We start from the raw sequence: 19812 nt of genomic DNA, 5'->3' as shown, positions 1-19812 counted from the left end.
TGCCTGGCGTTACGTTGCGGAACACGCTGTACTTGTCGCTATAGAACGCCCCTGGCTTGCCGTGGCACTCGATATACGCTCGTGTCGCCTCGAAGTAGCTGAACGTCGATTCGGTCTGCGTGAAGTGCAGCATCATCAGCCGACTCGTCGCATCGTCCACGTACACCAGCAACGTGCAGGCCGGCGCCCGTTCCTCGAACCATCGATGGTCGCTGCCGTCGATCTGGATCAGTTCGCCGAGGCAGGCCCGGCGCGCTCGCGGCTGGTAGACCTTGGGCGGGCGTAGCCGTCGCGGCACCCATAGGCCAGCGTTGGTCATCAGCTTGCGGACCGTTTCCTTGGCCAGCCGAATGTCGTGGCATTCGTACAGCTTCTCGCAGGCCAGCGTCGGGCCGAAGTCCGCGTAGCGATCCCGGATGATCGACAGCACGCGGTCAGCCGTCATGCTGTCCAATCGATTGTTGCTGGGCTTCGCGCGCCGTTTCGACACGAGACCTTGCGGCCCGTGCTCACGCAATCGGCCGACCAGCCGCCGAATCTGCCGCGTCGTCAGCCCGAGTCGCTCGGCCGCACGCCACGGCTGAAGCTTGCCGTCCGCGACGTCCTGGATGACCTTGAATCTGTCCAGCTCGCGCATCGTCATCGTTATCGTCCCAGTCGCGTTCATCGCCGGCGCTCCCTGTGGGGTGTCGGCGATCAACCTACAAGCCAAAACACGACATTTTTATTTAGCGGAAACGCGACATCTGAACTTGGGACCTACATCAGCGATGTCGTTAGTATCTGTTATGTAAAGTAGCTGGGATGCCGAATAAATTGATTCGCCGGCATCGTTTGCTTGTTCGGCGGTCTTGCCATCATGCTGCAGCTCTTCCTCAAGTGAAATGCTGGAAGCCGGGGCCGCGAAGCTTTCGAAACCGGGTTGGCGCGCGGATATAATGAACCGCTCTCTCCAGAGCTATCTCTCCAAGGAAATTCTTTCACATTTATGGCTACCTATCTCGAACTGAAGGCGCAAGCAGAGGCACTCGCACAGCAAGCCGAAGAAGCGCGGCTTGCTGAGCTGGACAGCATCGTCACTGCGATTCGCGAACAGATCGCCGAATACGGCATCACGGCCGACCAACTCTTTGGTCGCCGGCGTGCAGCAGCGCCCAGCGAGCGTGCGCCGATCGCACCGAAGTATCGTGACCCGAAGTCCGGCGCCACCTGGAGCGGGCGTGGGAAGGCACCGCAATGGATTGCAGGCGCGAAGAACCGCGATCGGTTTCTGATTAAGGACGCGGAATAACACGGCAAATTTGCCGCTCGGAGTGTAGCGCAGCCTGGTAGCGCGTCTGGTTTGGGACCAGAGGGTCGCGGGTTCAAATCCTGCCACTCCGACCATGTATTCGGGCCTGTAGCTCAGCCGGTTAGAGCAGTCGACTCATAATCGATTGGTCGCTGGTTCAAGTCCAGCCAGGCCCACCAATGAAGAGCGCGGCATTGTCAACTTGACGACAGCTGACATGGTAAGACGCAGAACGAATCGGTATCCTTATCAATGCACGGACCGGGCAGCATCAATCACGGTCCAACGATTCCACGCCGCAAGGCGCGCCTTGAGTTTGGTGCGATGGGACTGCGCCGTCATGCGATGTCTGGATAATGCAAAGTGTTGACGGATCGGACCGAAGCTGGATAGAAACACCTGCGTGCGAAGCGGATCGCGAAACCCGTTCATGGCGCGCTCACGGCGACGCGTAGGTTGGTGACTGTTCTCGGCACGGTTATTGACCCGTGCAGCCGCCTTCACGAACACGTGCTTGACGCCCGCGAGTTCTGCGATGTCTGCCTTCGCCGCAGGGCAACTGCGCAGTTGGTCGGTGACGATTTTCCGGGGCACAGGATTCGATCGCAGCACATGCTTGAAGAAGCGTTTGGCTGCGGCCTTGTCCCGGCGCTTCTGCAGCAGCACATCCAGCTCGGCGCCGCATTCGTCCACGGCCCTCCACAGCACGTAGGGCTCGCCGCGCAGCTTCACGAACACTTCGTCCAGATGCCACGTGCTACCGGGCTTGCGTCGCATCGCCTTTGCGCGCCCTGCGAAGGCAGCTCCGAACTTGTCGCACCAGCAACGGATTGTCTCGTAGGTCACTACCACGCCGCGCTCGAGCAGCAACTCCTCGATATCGCGCAGGCTCAGGTTGAAGCGGAAATACCAGCGAACGGCGCAGCTGATGATGCTCGCGGGGAGGCGGTGACCATGGTAAAGCGACTTCGTCTTTTTCATCGCCTCATTTTAGCGCTCCGCGCTCGCGAACCTGACAACGCCCTCAATCACGATGACTTCGTCTGAGCTTTCAATTTCATGACAAATGTTCAGAAATAAAATTACACGCCTGTAGTATGTTGTTTACAAGCTCATAGCAACCCATCTAGTAGGCCGTTGGACGGGAGCATCTCTGATGCGTGGCACGGCACTCCGAAGTGCCAGCACGCTGAGCGGATTCGTGTCGGTTTGATGCCAAACATCCTCAATTGAGGTGGAACCAATGTCGTCTCTCCTTCGATTTGTGCTTCTTTGCGGCAGTTGCCTCGAACGTATGCATGCGAGTGAGGATCCAGGTCGCCTTAGTCAACAGGAGCAGCTAGTCGCCCCGCCCGTGACCAAGATACTTCTCCCGACGGTTCGGCCCGCCCCCCTTCCACCAGCCAGGGACCAGCTCGATGCACTTGCGGTTGCGCAAGTCGGTTGCGTGACCCGCTCAATGTGTCGCGTGACCGTCGCTCGGCTCGCTGCGCGTGTCGCCCCACTGCGTCGTCTATTGCCGAGGCAACACATCTCTAAAACAGCATTTCGTCGGAAATTTACTTCATCAGCATGTGTTCGTTTGCATCGAATCGAATACAGCACCGCGCGAATCAACTTCGCCAATGTGATGCACGGAAGACAGCTCCTCATCGGCACTTGGACACGCGCGAGCATTTGATCGATGCACGTCGACGCGCCGTTTCACCAAACGCGAAATGGGCACGAGGTGATTTGTCGACACGAAGTATTCAAGTCTCGTAATCGCGAACTTCGTCTCGGTGCAACCGTTCGCTCTACGTAGTGCAGTGGTGTCCGTGATATCCGATTCCTCATCTCAATGCTTACGCTTCGGATCCGGGGACGGCAGCAACAGCTAATTCGACAGTCCGCCTGGCGTGGGCACCATTCCCGCAATAGGTGGCACGCTACTGGAGTAGCTATGCAATCACATAATTGCATCACGTCGTTTCGTTGCGTACGAACACATACGACTATCTCAAATCAAGCCGAGTGGCGTCCCGATTTTTCGCGCATCCGCGGGCATGTTGCAAACGCAATCGCCAACCAAATTGAGGAGGCCGTACGTTTGGGCCTGTTTAAACCCGGCGATCGGCTCCCGACGCAGCAAGCGATTGCCAATTCATTGGGCTTTCATCTGAACACAATTTATGCGGCATATCGGGAAGTCGCTCGACGTGGCTTGATCAAGGGATTCGCCCGTCGCGGAACGTTCGTCATTGAATGTGGCGCTCCTACTCGATTGTGATCTACCCTGGGATTTTCGGACTAGCCGGATCTCGAAAGTATCGCTGATGCTGTCAAGTTGTCGATACGGATCTGCTTAAACATATGTTAATTATCATGTTGCGCCACATAGTATAGCTATTGTGCAGGCTTCGAATTAAGCATGCATGGGTGCCGGAATAGGAGTGTTTTATAGAGACCGGCATGGCTAGCGTAGTGTTGAAAGACGCGTCCAAAGCGGACGAAAGCGTCCTCACTATTGGACGAAATGTTGATCTCGACATCACCGAAGGCTTTCTCACCCACGACCGAGTGGAAGCCACGACTCTCGCCGATCGAGTCGTACTGCATAACTTTGGCCCTTACGCAATTCGGACCATCACCGGAATTCTATTATCAAATGTGTAAATTCTTCGTCGCTGAATTAATTGGATGCACCTAGCTCCGAACGAGTCGCAAACAAATCGCCACCGGCCATCGAGTGCCTCAACCAAAATGGCATCCTATGTCCGAGCATAATACCATCGAATTCTGGATCACCAACAACACCAACCAACGCCCCACAATTATCCCTTTTGCATTTTTTGACAGATTGACCGTGAAATACAGGGGGATAACTCGAGACGATATCATGGAAAATAAATTCATTAATAAATTGGTGGCTGCAGCCATTGCCTGCAGCCTTTTTCAAGTGCATGCCGCCCCGCAAGAAAATAATCCAAATAATTCCACATTGAATTTGACCGAGGGTGCCGACAACCCGAATCCATATTTTCTGACACAAGATGAAATTACCGCGTCCCGCGCAGGGGTTCAGAGAGCCGAAATACTCCCGTATACATTGCACGGCAACTCAACAAATCTCTTGGTTAATGGGGATGAATTTTTTACTTCACTGTTTAATGATTTGAGTGCCACAAAGGCCGGTGATATTGTCTGGATGACCGGATGGGATATAAATAAAAATGTAATGCTATTGCCAGATCCAGCCAATCCTGATGCCGCGGCGTTGACAAAAATACAAACCGTGTTAGTGGCTGCAATAAAAAGGAATGTTGCCGTCCGAATACTGCTGAACGCCAACGCATACAGCCCCCTGACGGCGATAGAATTCTGCGCCCCTTTAAACCGGGCCGCCGGACATACGGTTTGTGCACCGGATAGTCGCCATAACAGCAATTTTGGGAACCTGCACCAGAAGGCATGGACAATCAGTCGTAATGGCGAGACCGTTGCGTATGTCGGATCCATGGATATATCTGCCGGTCGATATGATACGAAGCGGCACGATCAAGACGAAAAGTGGAAATCCCAGCCCGCATTTACACAAGGTTATTATGGGTGGACCGGAGGGATGATCGAGGTGAAAGGCCCTGCTGTTCTGGATATAGCGCGCCATATGTACCAGCAAATCAGCGACCCAAAAAATCCGTTTCCGGATTATACGCTATCTCCGATATCTTGGCCTGATCCGAAAGTCGGGTTTTATCAAAGCAGCGCGCAAGTTCAATTGCTACTTACTGCAGGTCAACGGGGAGGCGTCAAGTACGGATACTATTCAAATTGGGCGCCTCAGGGGGAGTTAAGTATATTGTCAGCGACCATAAAAGCAATTAAAAATGCGAAGCAATATATCTTCATCTCCGATCAGTTCATGTGGTATCCGCCGATTATGGATGCTATAGCGGAGCAGCTTCCGAAAGTAAAGGCTGTTGTGCTTGTGACAAATTCGGCTAACGCGCTAGATCACGACATTGTCGGTTACGACATTAAGGACATCTCGTCCGCGAGGCAATACTATCAATACCAGACTTGGAGAAAGTTGATGGGAAGCGACAAGGTATTCGCATATCAGGTCATCAAGGAGGGGCGAGATGCAGAAGACGTTCATAACGTCATCTATACCCACTGGAAGGCACTTATCGTAGATGATGTTTTTGCAATTATTGGGTCGGCCGGGGTGGAGCAAGCCGGGATGACGAATGATGTTGATATGAGCATTGGGATCTATGATCCCGAGGTTGTTAAGAGCATGAGGAAAAAACTGTGGTCAGAATACTTGTATTTCAACGATCCTTATGAAGATGATCCTATTGCTGACATCCAAAAATCATGGCCTTTGGTGGCCGAGAAAAAAGGACGGGTTCGTCAATATTGGCCAGTAAACATTGGTCACAAAAATATTTACGATTATATTTTCGAGGTTTTTGAGCCGTGTGGATATTTGGACGTTAGCCAGTGCCAGCGCATCGGATCGACCTCAAACATGATTCAATAGAAATAACCGGAAATATTGCTGAAGTGCACGTGAATTTTATTTTCATTAATTTCGCGAGGCGGCCAAATTTCCGCATACCGATTATCGTTCGTTTATGTTAATTTAGCGAGTCAGAAAACATGAAAACCTCAGTCAAAAAGAAGTCACTTCCGTTATCTCGTCGAGATTTTCTCTCGGACATGAGCAAGCTTGCCGCCATAGGTATCGTAACGGGCTGGACGCCCATCTATCAGATTGATGCGAATGCACAATCATCCCCCCCTGCTCCGCCTAATTTCCCCAGCGGTATCCCTCTTTACAAGCAAGCATTTCAAAACTGGAGCGGTGAGATATCAATATCAGATGTCTGGACCGCAGCTCCTACCAATACCGACGACGTTCTCACTGTCATTAACTGGGCGCGGGCGAACGACTACCGGATCCGCCCTCGTGGACACATGCACAATTGGTCCCCCCTGACTATTGCGGCAGGCGTCCCGCCATTGCGGACCGTCCTGTTGGACACGACAAAATACCTGACAGCCGTTACCGTCGACACTAAATCGCAGCCCCCACGTGTTACAGCGCAAACCGGCGTTTCCCTTGAAACATTGCTTGCAACTCTCGAGAAGTTCAACCTCGGTGTCGTCGCGGCCCCCGCCCCGGGTGACATCACGCTTGGGGGCGCACTTGCGATCGATGCGCATGGAACTGCCGTACCGGCAACAGGTGAAGTAAGCTTGCCGGGGCAGACCTACGGCTCGCTCTGCAATTTGGTTCGCACCTTGACCGCAGTGGTATACGAGAAAAAAACCGACGAATATATCTTGCGAACTTTCTTTCGAAAAGATATGGACATGGCGGCATTTCTTGCTCACCTCGGTCGCGCATTCATCGTCGAAGCTTCGCTCGATGTGAGCACCAATCAGCGGCTACGATGCCAAAGCTACGTCGACATCCCTGCCGCGGAACTGTTTGCACCAGCAAGTTCGAAAGGTCGAACGATCGAATCGTTTCTCAAACAGTCGGGGCGGGTCGAAGCAATCTGGTTTCCCTTCACCTCTGACCCCTGGCTTAAGGTGTGGACAGTCACACCGCAGCAGCCCCCCTCCTCTCGCGTCGTTACAGAACCGTACAACTATCCGTTCTCCGATTCAATTTCGCCAGAGCTGGCCGCATTGATCAAGCGAATAGTGATCGACGGTGAACGCTATCTGACACCGCTCTTTGGAAAGCTACAACTGGAAATCACAAAATTAGGCCTTGAGTTTACCAAGAGCCACGATCTATGGGGGTGGTCGCGCACGGTACTGCAATACGTACGTCCGACGACGCTGCGCGTAACGGCAAATGGCTATGCCGTCCTCGCCCGCCGCACCGATGTGCAGCGAGTCATCGGCGAATTCGTCCAGTTCTATGAAAACCGGGTGGATGCATACAAGCAGCGCGGCGAATACCCGATGAATGGGCCGGTCGAGATTCGTGTGACAGGCCTCGACGACCCCGCAGATGTCAGCAAAGATGCCACTACGCCCGCGCTCTCTGCAATCAAGCCTCGCCCCGATCATCCAGAATGGAACGTTGCAGTCTGGTTCGACATACTTACCCTCCCAGGGACGCCACTGGCCAGTATGTTCTACCGCGAGATCGAACAATGGATGCTGTCAAACTACGCCGGATCGTACGCGACGATGCGTCCCGAATGGTCAAAGGGCTGGGCCTATACGAATGATGCTGCGTGGCAAGACAGCACGATGATCAGCACTACGATTCCAAACCTCCATCGTGAAGGTCAACCGCCTATCAGCGGTTGGGATACGGCGCTAAATACACTCCAAAGATATGATCCGCACAGAGTCTTTTCTTCCCCGCTTCTCGACCAGCTTATGCCATTCAATTAGTAAGAGACGGTTTCAAAAAGGCCCTGTGGGGCTGTTAGCAGTACGTTATATCCGTCTGGAGCAGCCCCCTGAAACGCCGGACACAGTCACCCATTTACAATAACGGGTAGGCATAAGACTGTGTTTTTGACTAACACCAGGCAGGAAGTGATGGAAGTGTTGACGGGCCCGGAGCGCCGGCGGCGCTGGACGGCGGAGCAAAAGCTGGCGATGGTTCGCGAGAGTTTCGAACCAGGGAAGTCGGTTTCGATGGTTGCGCGGCAGCACGGCGTGAACCCGAACCAACTGTTCCACTGGCGCAAGCTGTACCAGGATGGGAGCCTGTCAGCGGTCAAGGCTGGCGAGGAAGTGGTTCCGGCCTCAGAGCTGGCCGACGCGCTCAAGCAGATTCGTGAACTGCAACGGATGCTCGGCAAAAATGGTATGGACGCCTCCTCATCGCATAATGGAGCGTCGTTCAACCAGGAGAACGCAAATGGAACCGACAGTCGTAGGCGTAGACATCGCCAAGCGGGTCTTCCAACTGCACTGGATCGCTGCGGACACCGGCGAGGTGTTCGACAAGCAGCTTCGTCGCAGCGATTTTCTTGAGCACTTCGCCAATCGTGAGCCCTGTCTCATTGGCATGGAGGCGTGCGGAGGCTCACAGCACTGGGCCCGCCGACTCACCGAGCTTGGCCACCAGGTCAAATTGATGCCAGGCAAACTGGTCAAAGCGTTCGTGACAGGAAACAAGAACGATGTCGCCGACGCGCGCGCAATCTGGGCAGCGGCACGACACCCGGGCGTGAAAGCCGTCCCTGTGAAGACTGAGGCCCAGCAAGCGGTTCTGGCACTGCATCGTATTCGACAGCAACTGGTTATATTTCGGCGCTCTCAATCCAACTGCCTGAGAGGCTTGCTTGGCGAGTACGGAGAGGTCATGGGCGTCGGACGCGCAGCGATGAATCGCGCCATGCCTGACCTGCTGCTACGCCTCGAATTGCGCCTGCCGCGGGTCTTGATCGATTCCCTGCGGGAACAGTGGCAACGCCTTGTCGACATCGACAAGCAGATTACCCTCATCGAGCAGCGACTCCGCGCGTGGCTGCATGAAAACCCGGCCTGCAGAACGATTGCCGAAATCCCCGGCGTTGGGTTTCTGACCGCCACTGCTGCCGTGGCATCGATGGGCGATCCCAAAGCGTTTCGGTCCGGCCGCGAATTTGCAGCATGGCTGGGTCTCGTCCCTGCGCAGTTTGGAACTGGCGGCAAGGTCCGGCTGCTTGGTATTAGCAAGAGAGGCGATCGATACCTGCGCACGCTGATGATTCACGGCGCACGGTCCGTTATGAAGCACGCGAAAGACCCGGGTTCCTGGGCAGTGCAGTTGAGCATGCGGCGCCCGCTCAATGTCGTAGTCGTTGCACTGGCCAACAAGATCGCGCGGACGATCTGGGCTCTCCTGGCTCACGGTCGCTCATATTGCGAGAGCTATCCGCCTCCAGTCACTGCAGCATGACGTGTGTCGAGATCGTATCGCGTTCTATCACCGATCTGTCGTCCAAGGTTGCGCAAGGTAGTGTTGTAATGGCAAACAGGTAAGACCGGGACTCATCAAACCTGCATCGTCTTCTGGACATCACGGTCCGTGGCAAAAATGAGGCATGAGTCAGCGGATTCCATTGGGGCCAGCGGGCTTCGACCTGCATGGGCCGGATATAAAACCGCAGCCTGTATCTGTTCGACAGAGCAACAAACCTTGGCAAGCCGGAGGCGTCCATATAAAGACCATGGAGAACGAGATTCTCCGCGAAGCAGTCGAGTACGGCCGGGCAAAAAAATGGATAGCGCACTCGCCCTCGCTGCCGGAGGACGACCAGTGAAACTGGTTTGTGAAGTTCTCGGCGTGTCGCGCTCGAACGTATCGGCACGACTGTCGCGTCCGGCGACGTGGCGCGATGGCCGTCAATCGCGGCAGACGGACGATGCGAGCGTGGTCGAGGAAATCCGCCGAGTCGTCGGCGATTTGCCCAGCTATGGCTATCGCCGGGTGTGGGGCTCGCTGCGCAATGAACGCATTGCTGCCGGACAGGTGCCGTTCAATGCGAAGCGCATCTATCGCATCATGCGCACTCACGGTCTGCTGATGCAACGGCGTCCAGCCCCGCCTCGGCCGCAACGTCGGCACGATGGCAAGGTGGCCGTCGCGCGCAGCAATCAGCGATGGTGCTCGGACGGCTTCGAGTTCCGCTGCGACAACGGCGAGCCGCTGCGAGTGACGTTTGCGCTGGATTGCTGCGACCGAGAGGCGATGAGCTGGGCGGCCACGACAGCAGGTCACAGCGGCGACATCGTGCGCGACGTGATGCTGGCTGCGGTGGAAAATCGGTTTGGCAACGAACTGCATACCCCGTCCGAAATCGAGTGGCTGAGCGACAACGGTTCGGGCTACACGGCCGACGACACGCGCCGGTTCGCAGTGGCCATCGGCCTGAAGCCATTGACCACACCGGTGTGCAGCCCACAAAGTAATGGGATGGCCGAGAGCTTCGTGAAGACGATGAAACGCGACTACGTCGCCTTCATGCCGAAGCCGGACGCAGCGACTGCCGCACGCAACTTGGCCATCGCGTTCGAGCATTACAACGAGAAGCATCCCCATAGTGCGCTGAAATACCGCTCGCCTCGCGAGTTCCGGCGCTCGATGGATTCAGCAACCTTAGTGTGATGCCGTGTCCGGGATTACAGGGTCAACTCCACCGTCGATCGGGACTGCGTGGCGATACGAGCTATCGGTTTCCGCTGCGTCGCATGCGGTTGACGACCTGGGCAACATGGACATGAGTGGTGGCATGACGCATCACGCCGACGCAATGAACGGCATGTCACACGGCGAAATCAAGGTCCTTGTGGGTGTTTCAGGGCGTGCTCCATTACTCGAAATAGAGTGCGCACGCGAATCTGAACAATTGTCAGAATACAAACAAATACATTTCAAAATCAAAAAGATTTCATGCAATGAAGATTGCAAATTGCAGATGAAATTATAAAAATAACAGCAATTGTTTTGTTTTGCAGGTCCAATTAATCGCAAAAATCGACACAATCTACCGAGGCATTAAATGAAATCCAATAAATCAATCATCCTTGCCATCTCAATATTATTTTTGATTGCGCCACTCGCAAAATCGTACGCAGACGTTCCTGCGACACCGTTACAACCATCCGCAGCAGACATCACAATGGAAAAAGATGGGTGTGATGAGAAAAGCGCAAATCTGCAACGCACTTATACGTGGTCTTTGGACTCAACGAAAAATTCAGGATGCTTCCCTTTATTCACATCTCTGGGATACTCCAATGGAATCGTAACGCTGCCAACCTCCTACTATGTGGCACCATCGCAAACTACACTTAGCCCTTCTAGTAATTTTAGAGCCACCACTCTGCCGGGGACGCAAGCAGCTAGGTCCGGGGGATTAGATTTCACCGCCATCATACGAACCCGCTCTTATGACACTGCTATTTATCCAAAAGATTCGAAAGGAAATTCGTATCCAGTGACGTTTCAGGGCTGGGGAATGATAAATAAGCTTATTTCGTTTAGCGGTGCGGACAATAGTGGTGCGCACGTTATAGCCCCAGATCCTCAATGGGTAACCGCCGCTCACAGGGAAGGGGTTAAAATCTATGGAACGGTTTTCCTAGGTGAGAACTCATCCGCCACCGAGCTGTCAACTCTATTTAGAAATGGAGATAAATTAACCGCATTGGCAAAGGCGCTAAATATTGACGGATGATTAATCAATATGGAGCACAAGGGCAACACCAACGGCGATCTAGATTTTTATAATAATATCTTCAGTAATAATTCGGGTGTTGAATATATCGTGTACTTCCATGGAACAAATGGATTTCCATCGTCACCGATTTTTGATAAATCAAAGTGGGCAACCATTAACGATACAAATATCGTAAACTTCGGCGGACGGGGGAATAGCGTCAAATTGGATTTGGGGCTTGACCTCAATGCGGACACTTTTAGTGGCGCTCCTGGGCAAGTAACCCCGAGCATGACGACTATTACTCAACATGCATCGTATCTTATGTATTTGGACGAACCAGTCTACAGAAGAACAATGGAAGGATATCCCTATCCGGTTAGGGCGCAATCCGCAATGGCTGTGGCCTGCCAGCAGTTCAATGGTACTCCAGACGAGAAATGGAATGGGTTAAAGAATCTTGCCAAAATCCGCGTGCGTAGCGATGCGTTTCCTGGCGGATTTAATGGCATTTCGACAGAGCAGTTGCAAAATCAAGCACAAAATCGGATATGCGTGAATGCAGGAAGCAATGTAAACGATCCCGTCTCGATGGCCCCACCGATTCCAGGGCCCGTTCTAAAGATTGCCAAGAGCAAACTTGCTGCAGGGATGTCACTTCTTAATACAGTTAGTATTTATACAAATACTAATACCAAAACGTCGAATAACTCTCTTCCGGGAACGCTGCTACAGACGTGCAGCTTTGACGCATTTAATACGCCATGTTATTTTGATCTCCGTGGATTGGGTATGCTTAGCGATACCAATGGATTTATGCAATTTGAAATTCGTCCGAGTGATAATTTCAGATCTAAATATTTCGAAACCGGTTTCGGTCAAGTGCCATTTACTTCGCAGCAGAGTGTGCAGGTGGTGCAGACCGTTCCTACGGTTAAGTGGTTCAACAAAATGCCTGATTCAGCAAGAACTGGTACTGCGGCGAATCTTGTCTGGAGCTATGTGTGGTTGAAATATGGAAATGCAAATTTAAAAAAATGTGGAAGCCAATGTTCCAGTTGTTGCTGCGTGCGGCGATGGTGACGACAGTAAATGCAATTTATCCATTCCGTTTAATGCCAATCAAAATCCCCCTTCATCCTATGTATCACTTCCGCCAAACGACAGCAAATCAACGCCGTATAATTATATCGAAGAATTTCCCTCCAGTGTTCGTGACTATCAAGGTAAAACAATAGACAACCTTAAGAGGCAAGCGGAACTGGCTTCAAATACAATAATGTCTAGATACCTCATCTCCAAAGCCGATGATTTGCGGTTTAATTACAGCGGTGCTATGACCAATTGCAGATGGGTGCAATGCGCGGGCTTGTTCCACATTTCTACTGGCGTTTATGATCTGCCAATTCCTTTGTGGTCGACGGCAAATACTTCATGGCCCAATAATCGTGCTGGCGAGTATATTCACGATGGCGAATCTAATTATGGTAATTTCCCCATGATTGATTGGGTGATGAATATTTGGTAGACATGGAAGTGCCGTCGCGTTGAAGCCCGAGGAACAGGCGCTGCTCGCTGAACCTGCGTTGTCGCTGAAGTACGAGCCGAGCGCAGATGTGCCCGCACCGATCACGCCTGCTGCGCGGCCGGTCGGCCGCGGGCCGCACGATGAGAACCCGCGAAGTGGCCGGGATCGATCAAAACGTGAAGCTCAACCGCGCGCTGTGGGTGTTGGGCGACGGCATGCGCAAGCTCAAGCAAAGCTAAGCCCCGACCCGCGGGCCAACCTGAAACGACCCCGCCTAGGCGGGGTTGTCGTTTTGGGGGACGGCCGGATCGAACGGGTTGGGGAAAAATTTTTTGACCTTGGCTTCCGCTCGGGCGCTGCGCTGGTCGGACGTCAGCAGGCGTTTTTGATCGCGCGTCAGATCGGCGGTGAGCCAGTCGTCGGGGAGCCTTGCGCCGACGGAGACAATCGGGCGGCGCTCGCGCGCGACGGGAGGCGTGGCCGCTGCGCGCGGCGTCGTGTCGGCGTCGTTGGCGAGCGTCGGCGCGCGGACCGCTGCCGGAATCGGGGCTTCTTCTGCGCGCTGAACGGAGGAGCCAGTCTCCGGGTGGGGCACGGCCGAGCGGCGGGCCACGACGCCACGTTCCTTGCGGATGCGGGCGAGCGTGCGCACGAAGGTGGCGAACGGAATATCGAGGCCGTTGCGCGCCAGTGCGTCGCGAATCACGACTCGGCGCACGCCGGCGCGAATGGCCGCTTGCACCTCATCGAACAGGTCGCGAAGCCGTGCGGCGGCTGGGCGTTGCGCACCGGCCGCGAGGGCGCGGAGTTCAGAAATGGTAGCGGTGGTATCCATGACCGCGAGCCTATCACCAAAGAAGCCTCAGATTATCACTGATCCGTCATTCTATGTCGCTGATCTGTCCCGACTAAGGCACCTTTCTGCCAATCCTTGTCACCTTCTTAGCACTTCTTTGTCCATAGGGTGTCACCGTCCTTAAAAACGGGCCACTGCGCGAGGCACGACAGATATGTAAACGGAAATGCTGACGCATTTCCCTTTCCATATCCCGTGCTCCAAGGGGATGCCCCTTGGAGAACCCGGCCGGCGTCGCCGGCGGTGCAACCCCGCGCGTTGCGCGGCGTTGCCGGATCGCAACGGGAACCGTGTGCGCAGCGTCGGCCGACCCGCTCGCTGTCGAGCGACAGTTAGTTGGCGGGCCGCTTGACAGTGAGCGTGTTCGTGTTCGAATATCCGTCGTGTGATACAAAATGTGAATACACTTGATGAAAACGAAAACGCTCACGATGCGCCTCAGCGAGTCGCTGGCGCAGGCCGTCGAAAAGCTCAAGGGACAGTGGCAGGAATCGTCGTCATCGGAGGTCGCGCGGCAGCTGCTCGAGCTCGGCCTCGACGCGGATCGGCGTCGGCGCGAAGACCGCGCGAACTTGCGAAGTTCACTGCTCTCGGATCCGCGGGCGGCGCTCGTGCAGTTCCGCGACCGCTACTATCGGAACGAACCGCTGAAGCGCGAGGAATGGGCGTTCATCGGTCAATCTGCGCATAGCGCCTACTTGCTGGCTGGGCGGACCTTTGTCACGCGCGCGGTGCTGGTCGACGTCCTGCAGGCGATGCGCGCGTACTTCATCGCGCGCGCGCGCCACACCGGCCGTACGGAATTCAAGGCCGACGTCTACCACCGATCCAAACTCGATCTGAACGACGGCGAGCCGCTGATCGACGGTGTTGCACGCGTCGCGGCCGCGTTGCCTGCCTGGCCGGACCAGGGCTACGCGGAATGGCTGTCACGGTCGATCGCAGGGATTGGTCACGCTGACGAGCCCGATCTGCCCGACGCGGTGATCCACGAAGCGCTTGCGCCGTACTTCGAGTCGCTGCTGGCACTTGCGGTGCGCGACTACTGGAGGGAGAAGGATGAGCCGATCGTCGAGGGGGACAGCACCTTTGCGCGTCCGCTGACCGTCGTCAAGGCCGACGGACTGTCGGCACAATTCATGATGACCGGGCAACGCCTGAGCGCGATCATCGACTTCGGCGATCTTTGCCCGATGCTTCTAATGCTGAGGTCGCCGCCGCTCATCCAGGACTTCTTCGACCTGGTCGCCGTCGGCACCGCGCTCGCGGACGATGCCGCTCGTCTGCCGGAGTATGGTGCCGGTCCGCGGCGGCTCGGGCTGCCGATCCCACCGTACGACAAGTTCATCCTGTGGGACGGCGACAAGAATTTCCACTTCGACCGGCCGGCGATGACGCGGCTCGCGCATCTTGGCGAGGCGGTGCGAGCCGATCCGGAAGTCGCCGCCCACGAAAAAGCGGCCCGCCTGGCTTGGGGCGTGATCTGATTGGCCTTCTAATTTTTCCAACTCGAGGAATTTTTATGAACGACATTGTCGAAGCGGTGCCGGCGCAATCGCGCGGTGGGGATGTTGCGGTGCTGGCCAGGAAATCGTGGGTGGCCTACGTGGGCCGGCTGGTCGTTGCGATGGCCATTCTGCCGATCGTCACCTCGCTGCTGTGGCAGCGGACACCACTGCTTGCCGCCGCGGTCGCCCTCATCATCATCGCTGGCGTGGTCTATACCGTCGCACTCGAGCGCAGCTACGAACTGTTCATGGACGATCACGGCATTTGGCTTCGACGCGGCATTCTGCCGTGGAGCCGTGGCGTGACCGGCGTGAAGTGGCGAGATCTCGACAGCGCCACTTACTTCACCGGGTTTGTCAGCTGGTTGACGAGCTCGTACACGGTGCGCCTCGAACATCGCTTCACCAAGGCGAACGAGATCCTGATCTCGCACATGTCGGTGGGAAACCGGGCCGTCGAGGAAATCAATCGCACGCATGCGGAAATGATTCGCCGCGCCGGGTAAGCGGCCAGGCGTTGAGGGGTTAGAAGCGCCTCAACTCGTCCTGCAGGAGCACCCTTAGTTTTTGTACAGTGCGACCAGGTGACTGCCGCCGGTGTCTTCGCTCCACACCCGCTGAATGCATTGTCGGTAGCCCTCGGCCTCCTCGAGCTGGTGCCGAAGGCGCACGATCTCCAGAATCAGCCGGTGCACTTGGTCGTCCGGGTAGCGACGCCAAAGCTCGCGCAATTCCCGCGTCGACGGCGTTGCGATGTCGGGTAGAGGATGTCGGAGCATGATGCGCAATAACTGTATAACGAGACAGTGTTTGCGCATTTCAATGTCCAGGTCAAGCGCCGACTGGCGGTTCGCGCGTGGGTGAAAACACGATACCGGCCCGACACGAGCCCGAAGCGAATCAGCCGACCAGGATATAGAGCGTGTTCTTCGGTCGCGACCCACCCACACCGTTGCAGCACGCCAACTCCGGTTTGGGAGGGGTGCCGCGTTTGCTCTTATCGGGGTGGAAGATGCCGGGCCGGAATGTCGCAATGGCCGTACGCTCCAGTCGGTCGAAAGCGTTCTCGACAAGGTTGCCCGACTCCTCGTAGATCGGGCACATCAATTTGAATGTGGGCCTGTTGACCTTGTGCTGGTTCAACCGCTTGTCCAGATTGCTGGTGATGCCGATATAGAACATGCTGTACTCCGACTTTGCGGCAAATGAGTTCAACACCTCTCGCAAATGTCCGATAACGGCCGCATGGTTAATGACGCTCGCGGGCAGCATGTATTTATTGCGAGGATCGCAAAACTGCAAGGCCATGTTGACCTCCACTCAGTGTGACGTGTCAATCGGCAGAATCAGTCCTTCATCCGGACGCAGACAGGGCGACCGCCGACCGGAAGTCGTCCCACACATTTCCATGCGCCTCCGGATGAATGGTCGTAAGAATGCGCCATTCTCGTTTGTCCGTCGAGGGCGGAACGCCCCCTTCCTGCTAAACAGGTTTTTAGATCGCGTGAAGCACCGCGTGCCGTGCGGCGCCCACGCCCGCCTGGCGCTTGACGTACCGACCCGGGGGCCGTCAAGGCGCGCTGCGCCGTTTAGGCCCCCGCGCCTTAGGCGTGGGGGCGTGGATTTGGCTTCCTGCTGTACTGATAAAACTGCGCTGATTAAGGTCCGACAATTAAGCGCTATTCATCCCGACAGCTAAGCGGTCGCCGACGCGCCGGCGCGGTAAATCAAGGGCGGGATCTGTGGATAAGTGGGGGCGAAACGGCCGTTGGCGGGCGTCGAACGTCGTCCCGCGTGCACGAAACACGCTGTGCGGTGCGCGCGCACAAACGCCGGCGCGCGGCTGCTCGTCAGCGCCGCAGTGCCGGGATGATCTGTGGTGGGAGGGGCGCGAGCGCCCTATTCGAGTTCGCGGTAAGCGACGTCGTAACAGCGCTCGCGATCCCAGTCGGGATGCAACAGCTTGAGCATGCCGACACGACGCGCGATCGCCTCGGCGTGGTCGGTGGCCACCGTCGACGTGTCGGCGGCCGCCGGCGCCGACTTCCGCGCCGGTCGTGACCGCTCGAGCCGCTGCGCGATCGCGCTGAGCGCGAGCGAGGCCTGCGCTTCGGCCTGGCTGTCGCGCAATTGCTCACGCTCGGCTTTGGCGGCCTCGGCAGCCGCACGGTAGCGGCGCATGACGGCCTTGCTGCGTTCGTGACGCAGCCACTTCGACAGGCCGAACGCACCGAACAATGCGGCCGGCAGCTGGCGCAGCGACGCGAGGCCGCGATAGCTGCCGTCCTCGGTCCGTTCGGCGCGCTGCTGCGCGGTGACGAGACCGGCGCGCAGCAGATCGCGCATCGCGCGCTCGGCGCGCCGTACCGGCAGGCAAGCGTGCTTCGCCAGGAACGGCATCGTGAGGCTGAGGAAGCCGCCGTCGCGCTGCGGGATGCCGACGCGCAGGCTGGCCAGGTCAAGATATTTCAGCATTGCGCGCAGCAGCTGCACGCAGGCAACGCGGCGTTCGGTGCGCTGCCGGCGATCGCTGCCGTTCGCGGCGTTGAGCGTCGGCAGATGCCGGTCGGGATCGTCTAGGTACGCCACGAGCCGCTGCTGCATTTCGGTCAGGATGCGCGGGCGGCCGCCGCGTCGCGCGGCGTCGTTCTGCGTCGCGTTGGCGGCGTCCGGGCGAGGCTGGTCCGGCTCGACGTCGGGCGGCGGCGCTGCGCAGTAGGCGGAAACGGGTTGCGGCCGATCGTGCATCAGAGGGTCGGCTTTCCGTCGTCGGAGGACATCGCCGGATTCGGCGTCGGCCGATCCGGATCGGGCTGCGGCTGCGACGTCGTGCGCGTGCCGGCAGCCGGCGTGCCGAGCACGTCGCGCACCTGCTGGTCGACGCGCGCATGGCGATACTGATCCATCGCCCGGTTGAGCCGCGCATCGCTGAACTGGACGTGCAGTCCAGCGTCGACGGCGACCTTGGCGGCCGCCAACTGGTAGGCATCGTTGCCGGCCAGCTCGAGCGTGCGACCGAACTTGCTTTGCGCCAGGCGCAGCCCGGTCTCAATCCCGGCCCGGTCGACCTGCAGCACCTGCACGCTGGCGCCGCGATCGCGCACGACGTCGCGGCCGTCGTGCCGATAGGTGACGTGGCCGCGCTCGTCGACCGACCACGACAGGCCCGACGACCGGAAGATGATGGCGTTGTATTCGTCCGGGACGAGCGGCCGCTGCGTGTTCGCCCGGATTACGTTGAACGCCTCGCCGGCGGCGTCGACGTCGGCGGCCGCCGGATCCGGCCACGCGGTACGACGAAGCTCCTCGAGCGCACGCTCGTCGCCCTGGTCGGCCCGCGTGCGCAGCCAGTCGGTGAAGCTCGGGCCGCCGGCGGCGCCGAACTGCTCCTTGAGCGCCGCACGCTCGCGCGCGATTGACTCGCGCAACGCATCGTCGCGACCGAGGTGATCGGCGCGCGCCAACGACGTCGCTGCGCGCCGGCGGGCCGGCGTCAGGCGGACGTCCTGCTTGATGGCTGCGCGCGCTGCGTCAAATGCCGCACGGTTCTCGCCGCGGCGATGCTGCTCGCTCGCGCGCTGCGCAAGCCACGCGTCGCTCCGGGCGGCGACATGCGCCTCACGGGCAAACGAATACTCTCGCCAGAGCGCCGCGCGCGGCAGCTCGCGCGGCGCCAGGGGTGGCTCGCCGGCCTGTTGTCGCTGATACACCGCGCGCAGCAGCGGCGCCGCTTCGCGCCACGACAGATTCAGTTCCTTCGTCAGAAAATCCGACACGTTCAGCGAACGCTTCCCGGCGCGAATGCGATCAGCGCCGTCGCGGCGGGTAACAACCGCGTATTTGGCCGGGCGCACGCCGTGCGTGTGCGACAGCTCGGCCAGCAAGCGCCGGGCGTCGAGCGCGCGCTGGATCTCGCGAAACTCGGCGTACTGGCCGCGTGTCTCGTCGCGCTGCCGGACATCGCGCGCGAGTTGCGACAGCACGTTGTCGGCCACGCGACCCGTGCGGCGCGGCGTGGCGAACGCGTCGTCGCCGGCGCGCGAGCGGCGCGAACGATACGGCGGCACGTCCGCCGGAATTTCGGGCTGGCGCAGCATGATCGGCTGGGCGGCATCGAAGCCGAACGCCGCGTCGATCGTGTCGAACCGGTCGAGAAACGGATCGGGCTGGCGGCCGGAATACCAACCCGGTGGCGACATGCCGGCGCCGGCCGGTGCTCGTGCGGCCGACGGCCGCATCGGCGGCAGGGTGTCGAACGGATCACCGAACGCATAGTGCGCCTCGAGCGCACGGTGATACGCGTCCAGCTCGCCCGGCGCCGGGCCGCCTACTCGTTGCGCTGCAGGCTCTCCATCGCGATCTGCAGGCCGTCGCAGGCGATTCGCGGATACGGCGACGTGTGGCTCCAGCTGGTGAAGCGCATGATCCGGCAGTAGCACTGCAGATCGATCTCCGACGCG

At 57.6% G+C, this 19812-nt stretch carries 17 protein-coding genes, 2 tRNA genes and 3 pseudogenes; 15 read left to right on the top strand and 7 right to left on the bottom strand.

Features of this window, described 5'->3' with window-relative positions; translation table 11 throughout:
* The coding region (locus ACV22V_RS31235; protein WP_448016536.1) for an ISNCY family transposase at nt 1–667 on the bottom strand (667 nt) is incomplete at its 3' end.
* 321 nt (nt 668–988) lie between these two features.
* Between ACV22V_RS31235 and ACV22V_RS31230 the strand changes: the two genes are divergently transcribed.
* The 3 genes from ACV22V_RS31230 to ACV22V_RS31220 all read left to right on the top strand — a co-directional run bounded on the left by ACV22V_RS31230 (nt 989) and on the right by ACV22V_RS31220 (nt 1470).
* The gene (locus ACV22V_RS31230; RefSeq protein WP_448016535.1) at nt 989–1291 is read left to right on the top strand and encodes an H-NS histone family protein; all 303 of its coding nucleotides are present in this window, start codon (nt 989–991) and stop codon (nt 1289–1291) included.
* An 18-nt stretch (nt 1292–1309) separates the two neighbouring features.
* Nucleotides 1310–1386, top strand: a tRNA-Pro gene (locus ACV22V_RS31225).
* Between the two features lie 7 nt (nt 1387–1393).
* Nucleotides 1394–1470 (top strand) — tRNA-Ile (locus ACV22V_RS31220).
* A gap of 70 nt (nt 1471–1540) precedes the next feature.
* On the opposite strand, the gene ACV22V_RS31215 is transcribed toward ACV22V_RS31220, so the two are convergent.
* On the bottom strand, nt 1541–2272 hold the full coding sequence (locus tag ACV22V_RS31215; protein WP_448016533.1) for an IS6 family transposase: 732 nt from the start codon (nt 2270–2272) through the stop codon (nt 1541–1543).
* An 859-nt stretch (nt 2273–3131) separates the two neighbouring features.
* Here ACV22V_RS31215 and ACV22V_RS31210 point away from each other — a divergent pair.
* From ACV22V_RS31210 to ACV22V_RS31165, 10 genes and pseudogenes are all read left to right on the top strand, one after another.
* Entirely contained in the window at nt 3132–3560 is a 429-nt protein-coding gene (locus tag ACV22V_RS31210) for a GntR family transcriptional regulator (RefSeq protein WP_448016532.1), read from the top strand.
* Nucleotides 3561–4169: 609 nt separating this feature from the next.
* Nucleotides 4170–5816, top strand: a complete 1647-nt coding sequence (locus tag ACV22V_RS31205) for a phospholipase D-like domain-containing protein (protein WP_448016531.1) — start codon at nt 4170–4172, stop codon at nt 5814–5816.
* A 119-nt stretch (nt 5817–5935) separates the two neighbouring features.
* Nucleotides 5936–7696: a cholesterol oxidase substrate-binding domain-containing protein gene (locus ACV22V_RS31200; RefSeq protein ID WP_448016530.1), complete on the top strand. Its 1761-nt coding sequence runs from the start codon at nt 5936–5938 to the stop codon at nt 7694–7696.
* Nucleotides 7697–7846: 150 nt separating this feature from the next.
* Nucleotides 7847–8125: pseudogene (locus ACV22V_RS31195) on the top strand (transposase); the annotation flags it as partial.
* A 46-nt stretch (nt 8126–8171) separates the two neighbouring features.
* Nucleotides 8172–9197, top strand: coding sequence for an IS110-like element ISBcen4 family transposase (locus tag ACV22V_RS31190; protein WP_448016529.1), 1026 nt, complete (start codon nt 8172–8174; stop codon nt 9195–9197).
* Nucleotides 9198–9462: 265 nt separating this feature from the next.
* Nucleotides 9463–10406: pseudogene (locus ACV22V_RS31185) on the top strand (IS3 family transposase); the annotation flags it as partial.
* A gap of 394 nt (nt 10407–10800) precedes the next feature.
* The gene (locus tag ACV22V_RS31180) at nt 10801–11478 is read left to right on the top strand and encodes an endo-beta-N-acetylglucosaminidase (protein ID WP_448016528.1); all 678 of its coding nucleotides are present in this window, start codon (nt 10801–10803) and stop codon (nt 11476–11478) included.
* Nucleotides 11479–11487: 9 nt separating this feature from the next.
* The gene (locus tag ACV22V_RS31175; protein WP_448016527.1) at nt 11488–12543 is read left to right on the top strand and encodes a hypothetical protein; all 1056 of its coding nucleotides are present in this window, start codon (nt 11488–11490) and stop codon (nt 12541–12543) included.
* Nucleotides 12500–12988 (top strand): hypothetical protein, encoded by a 489-nt coding sequence (locus ACV22V_RS31170; RefSeq protein WP_448016526.1) that lies wholly within the window; start codon nt 12500–12502, stop codon nt 12986–12988. The genes ACV22V_RS31175 and ACV22V_RS31170 overlap by 44 nt, the downstream gene beginning before the upstream one ends.
* Before the next feature lie 110 nt (nt 12989–13098).
* Nucleotides 13099–13227, top strand: a pseudogene (locus tag ACV22V_RS31165) (DUF932 domain-containing protein); the annotation flags it as partial.
* A gap of 35 nt (nt 13228–13262) precedes the next feature.
* Here the strand turns inward: ACV22V_RS31165 and ACV22V_RS31160 are convergent.
* A complete protein-coding gene (locus tag ACV22V_RS31160; RefSeq protein WP_448016525.1) occupies nt 13263–13823 on the bottom strand; it encodes a hypothetical protein in 561 nt (186 codons plus the stop codon).
* Between the two features lie 431 nt (nt 13824–14254).
* Between ACV22V_RS31160 and ACV22V_RS31155 the strand changes: the two genes are divergently transcribed.
* Together ACV22V_RS31155 and ACV22V_RS31150 are read left to right on the top strand one after the other, a co-directional pair.
* Nucleotides 14255–15331 (top strand): hypothetical protein, encoded by a 1077-nt coding sequence (locus ACV22V_RS31155; protein WP_448016524.1) that lies wholly within the window; start codon nt 14255–14257, stop codon nt 15329–15331.
* Between the two features lie 35 nt (nt 15332–15366).
* Nucleotides 15367–15858, top strand: coding sequence for a hypothetical protein (locus ACV22V_RS31150; protein WP_448016522.1), 492 nt, complete (start codon nt 15367–15369; stop codon nt 15856–15858).
* A gap of 54 nt (nt 15859–15912) precedes the next feature.
* Here the strand turns inward: ACV22V_RS31150 and ACV22V_RS31145 are convergent, their stop codons facing one another.
* The 4 genes from ACV22V_RS31145 to ACV22V_RS31130 form a co-directional block, all read right to left on the bottom strand.
* Nucleotides 15913–16170, bottom strand: a complete 258-nt coding sequence (locus ACV22V_RS31145; RefSeq protein ID WP_448016520.1) for a hypothetical protein — start codon at nt 16168–16170, stop codon at nt 15913–15915.
* Between the two features lie 82 nt (nt 16171–16252).
* Complete coding sequence (locus tag ACV22V_RS31140; RefSeq protein WP_448016519.1) at nt 16253–16660, bottom strand: GIY-YIG nuclease family protein; 408 nt, start codon at nt 16658–16660, stop codon at nt 16253–16255.
* 591 nt (nt 16661–17251) lie between these two features.
* Nucleotides 17252–18100, bottom strand: a complete 849-nt coding sequence (locus tag ACV22V_RS31135; RefSeq protein WP_448016518.1) for a hypothetical protein — start codon at nt 18098–18100, stop codon at nt 17252–17254.
* Complete coding sequence (locus ACV22V_RS31130; RefSeq protein ID WP_448016517.1) at nt 18100–19551, bottom strand: LPD7 domain-containing protein; 1452 nt, start codon at nt 19549–19551, stop codon at nt 18100–18102. The genes ACV22V_RS31135 and ACV22V_RS31130 overlap by 1 nt, the downstream gene beginning before the upstream one ends.
* Between the last annotated feature and the right edge of the window lie 261 nt (nt 19552–19812).

It is taken from the genome of Burkholderia sp. AW33-5 (assembly GCF_053427615.1).
This window is presented reverse-complemented; position numbering and strand designations above follow the sequence as displayed.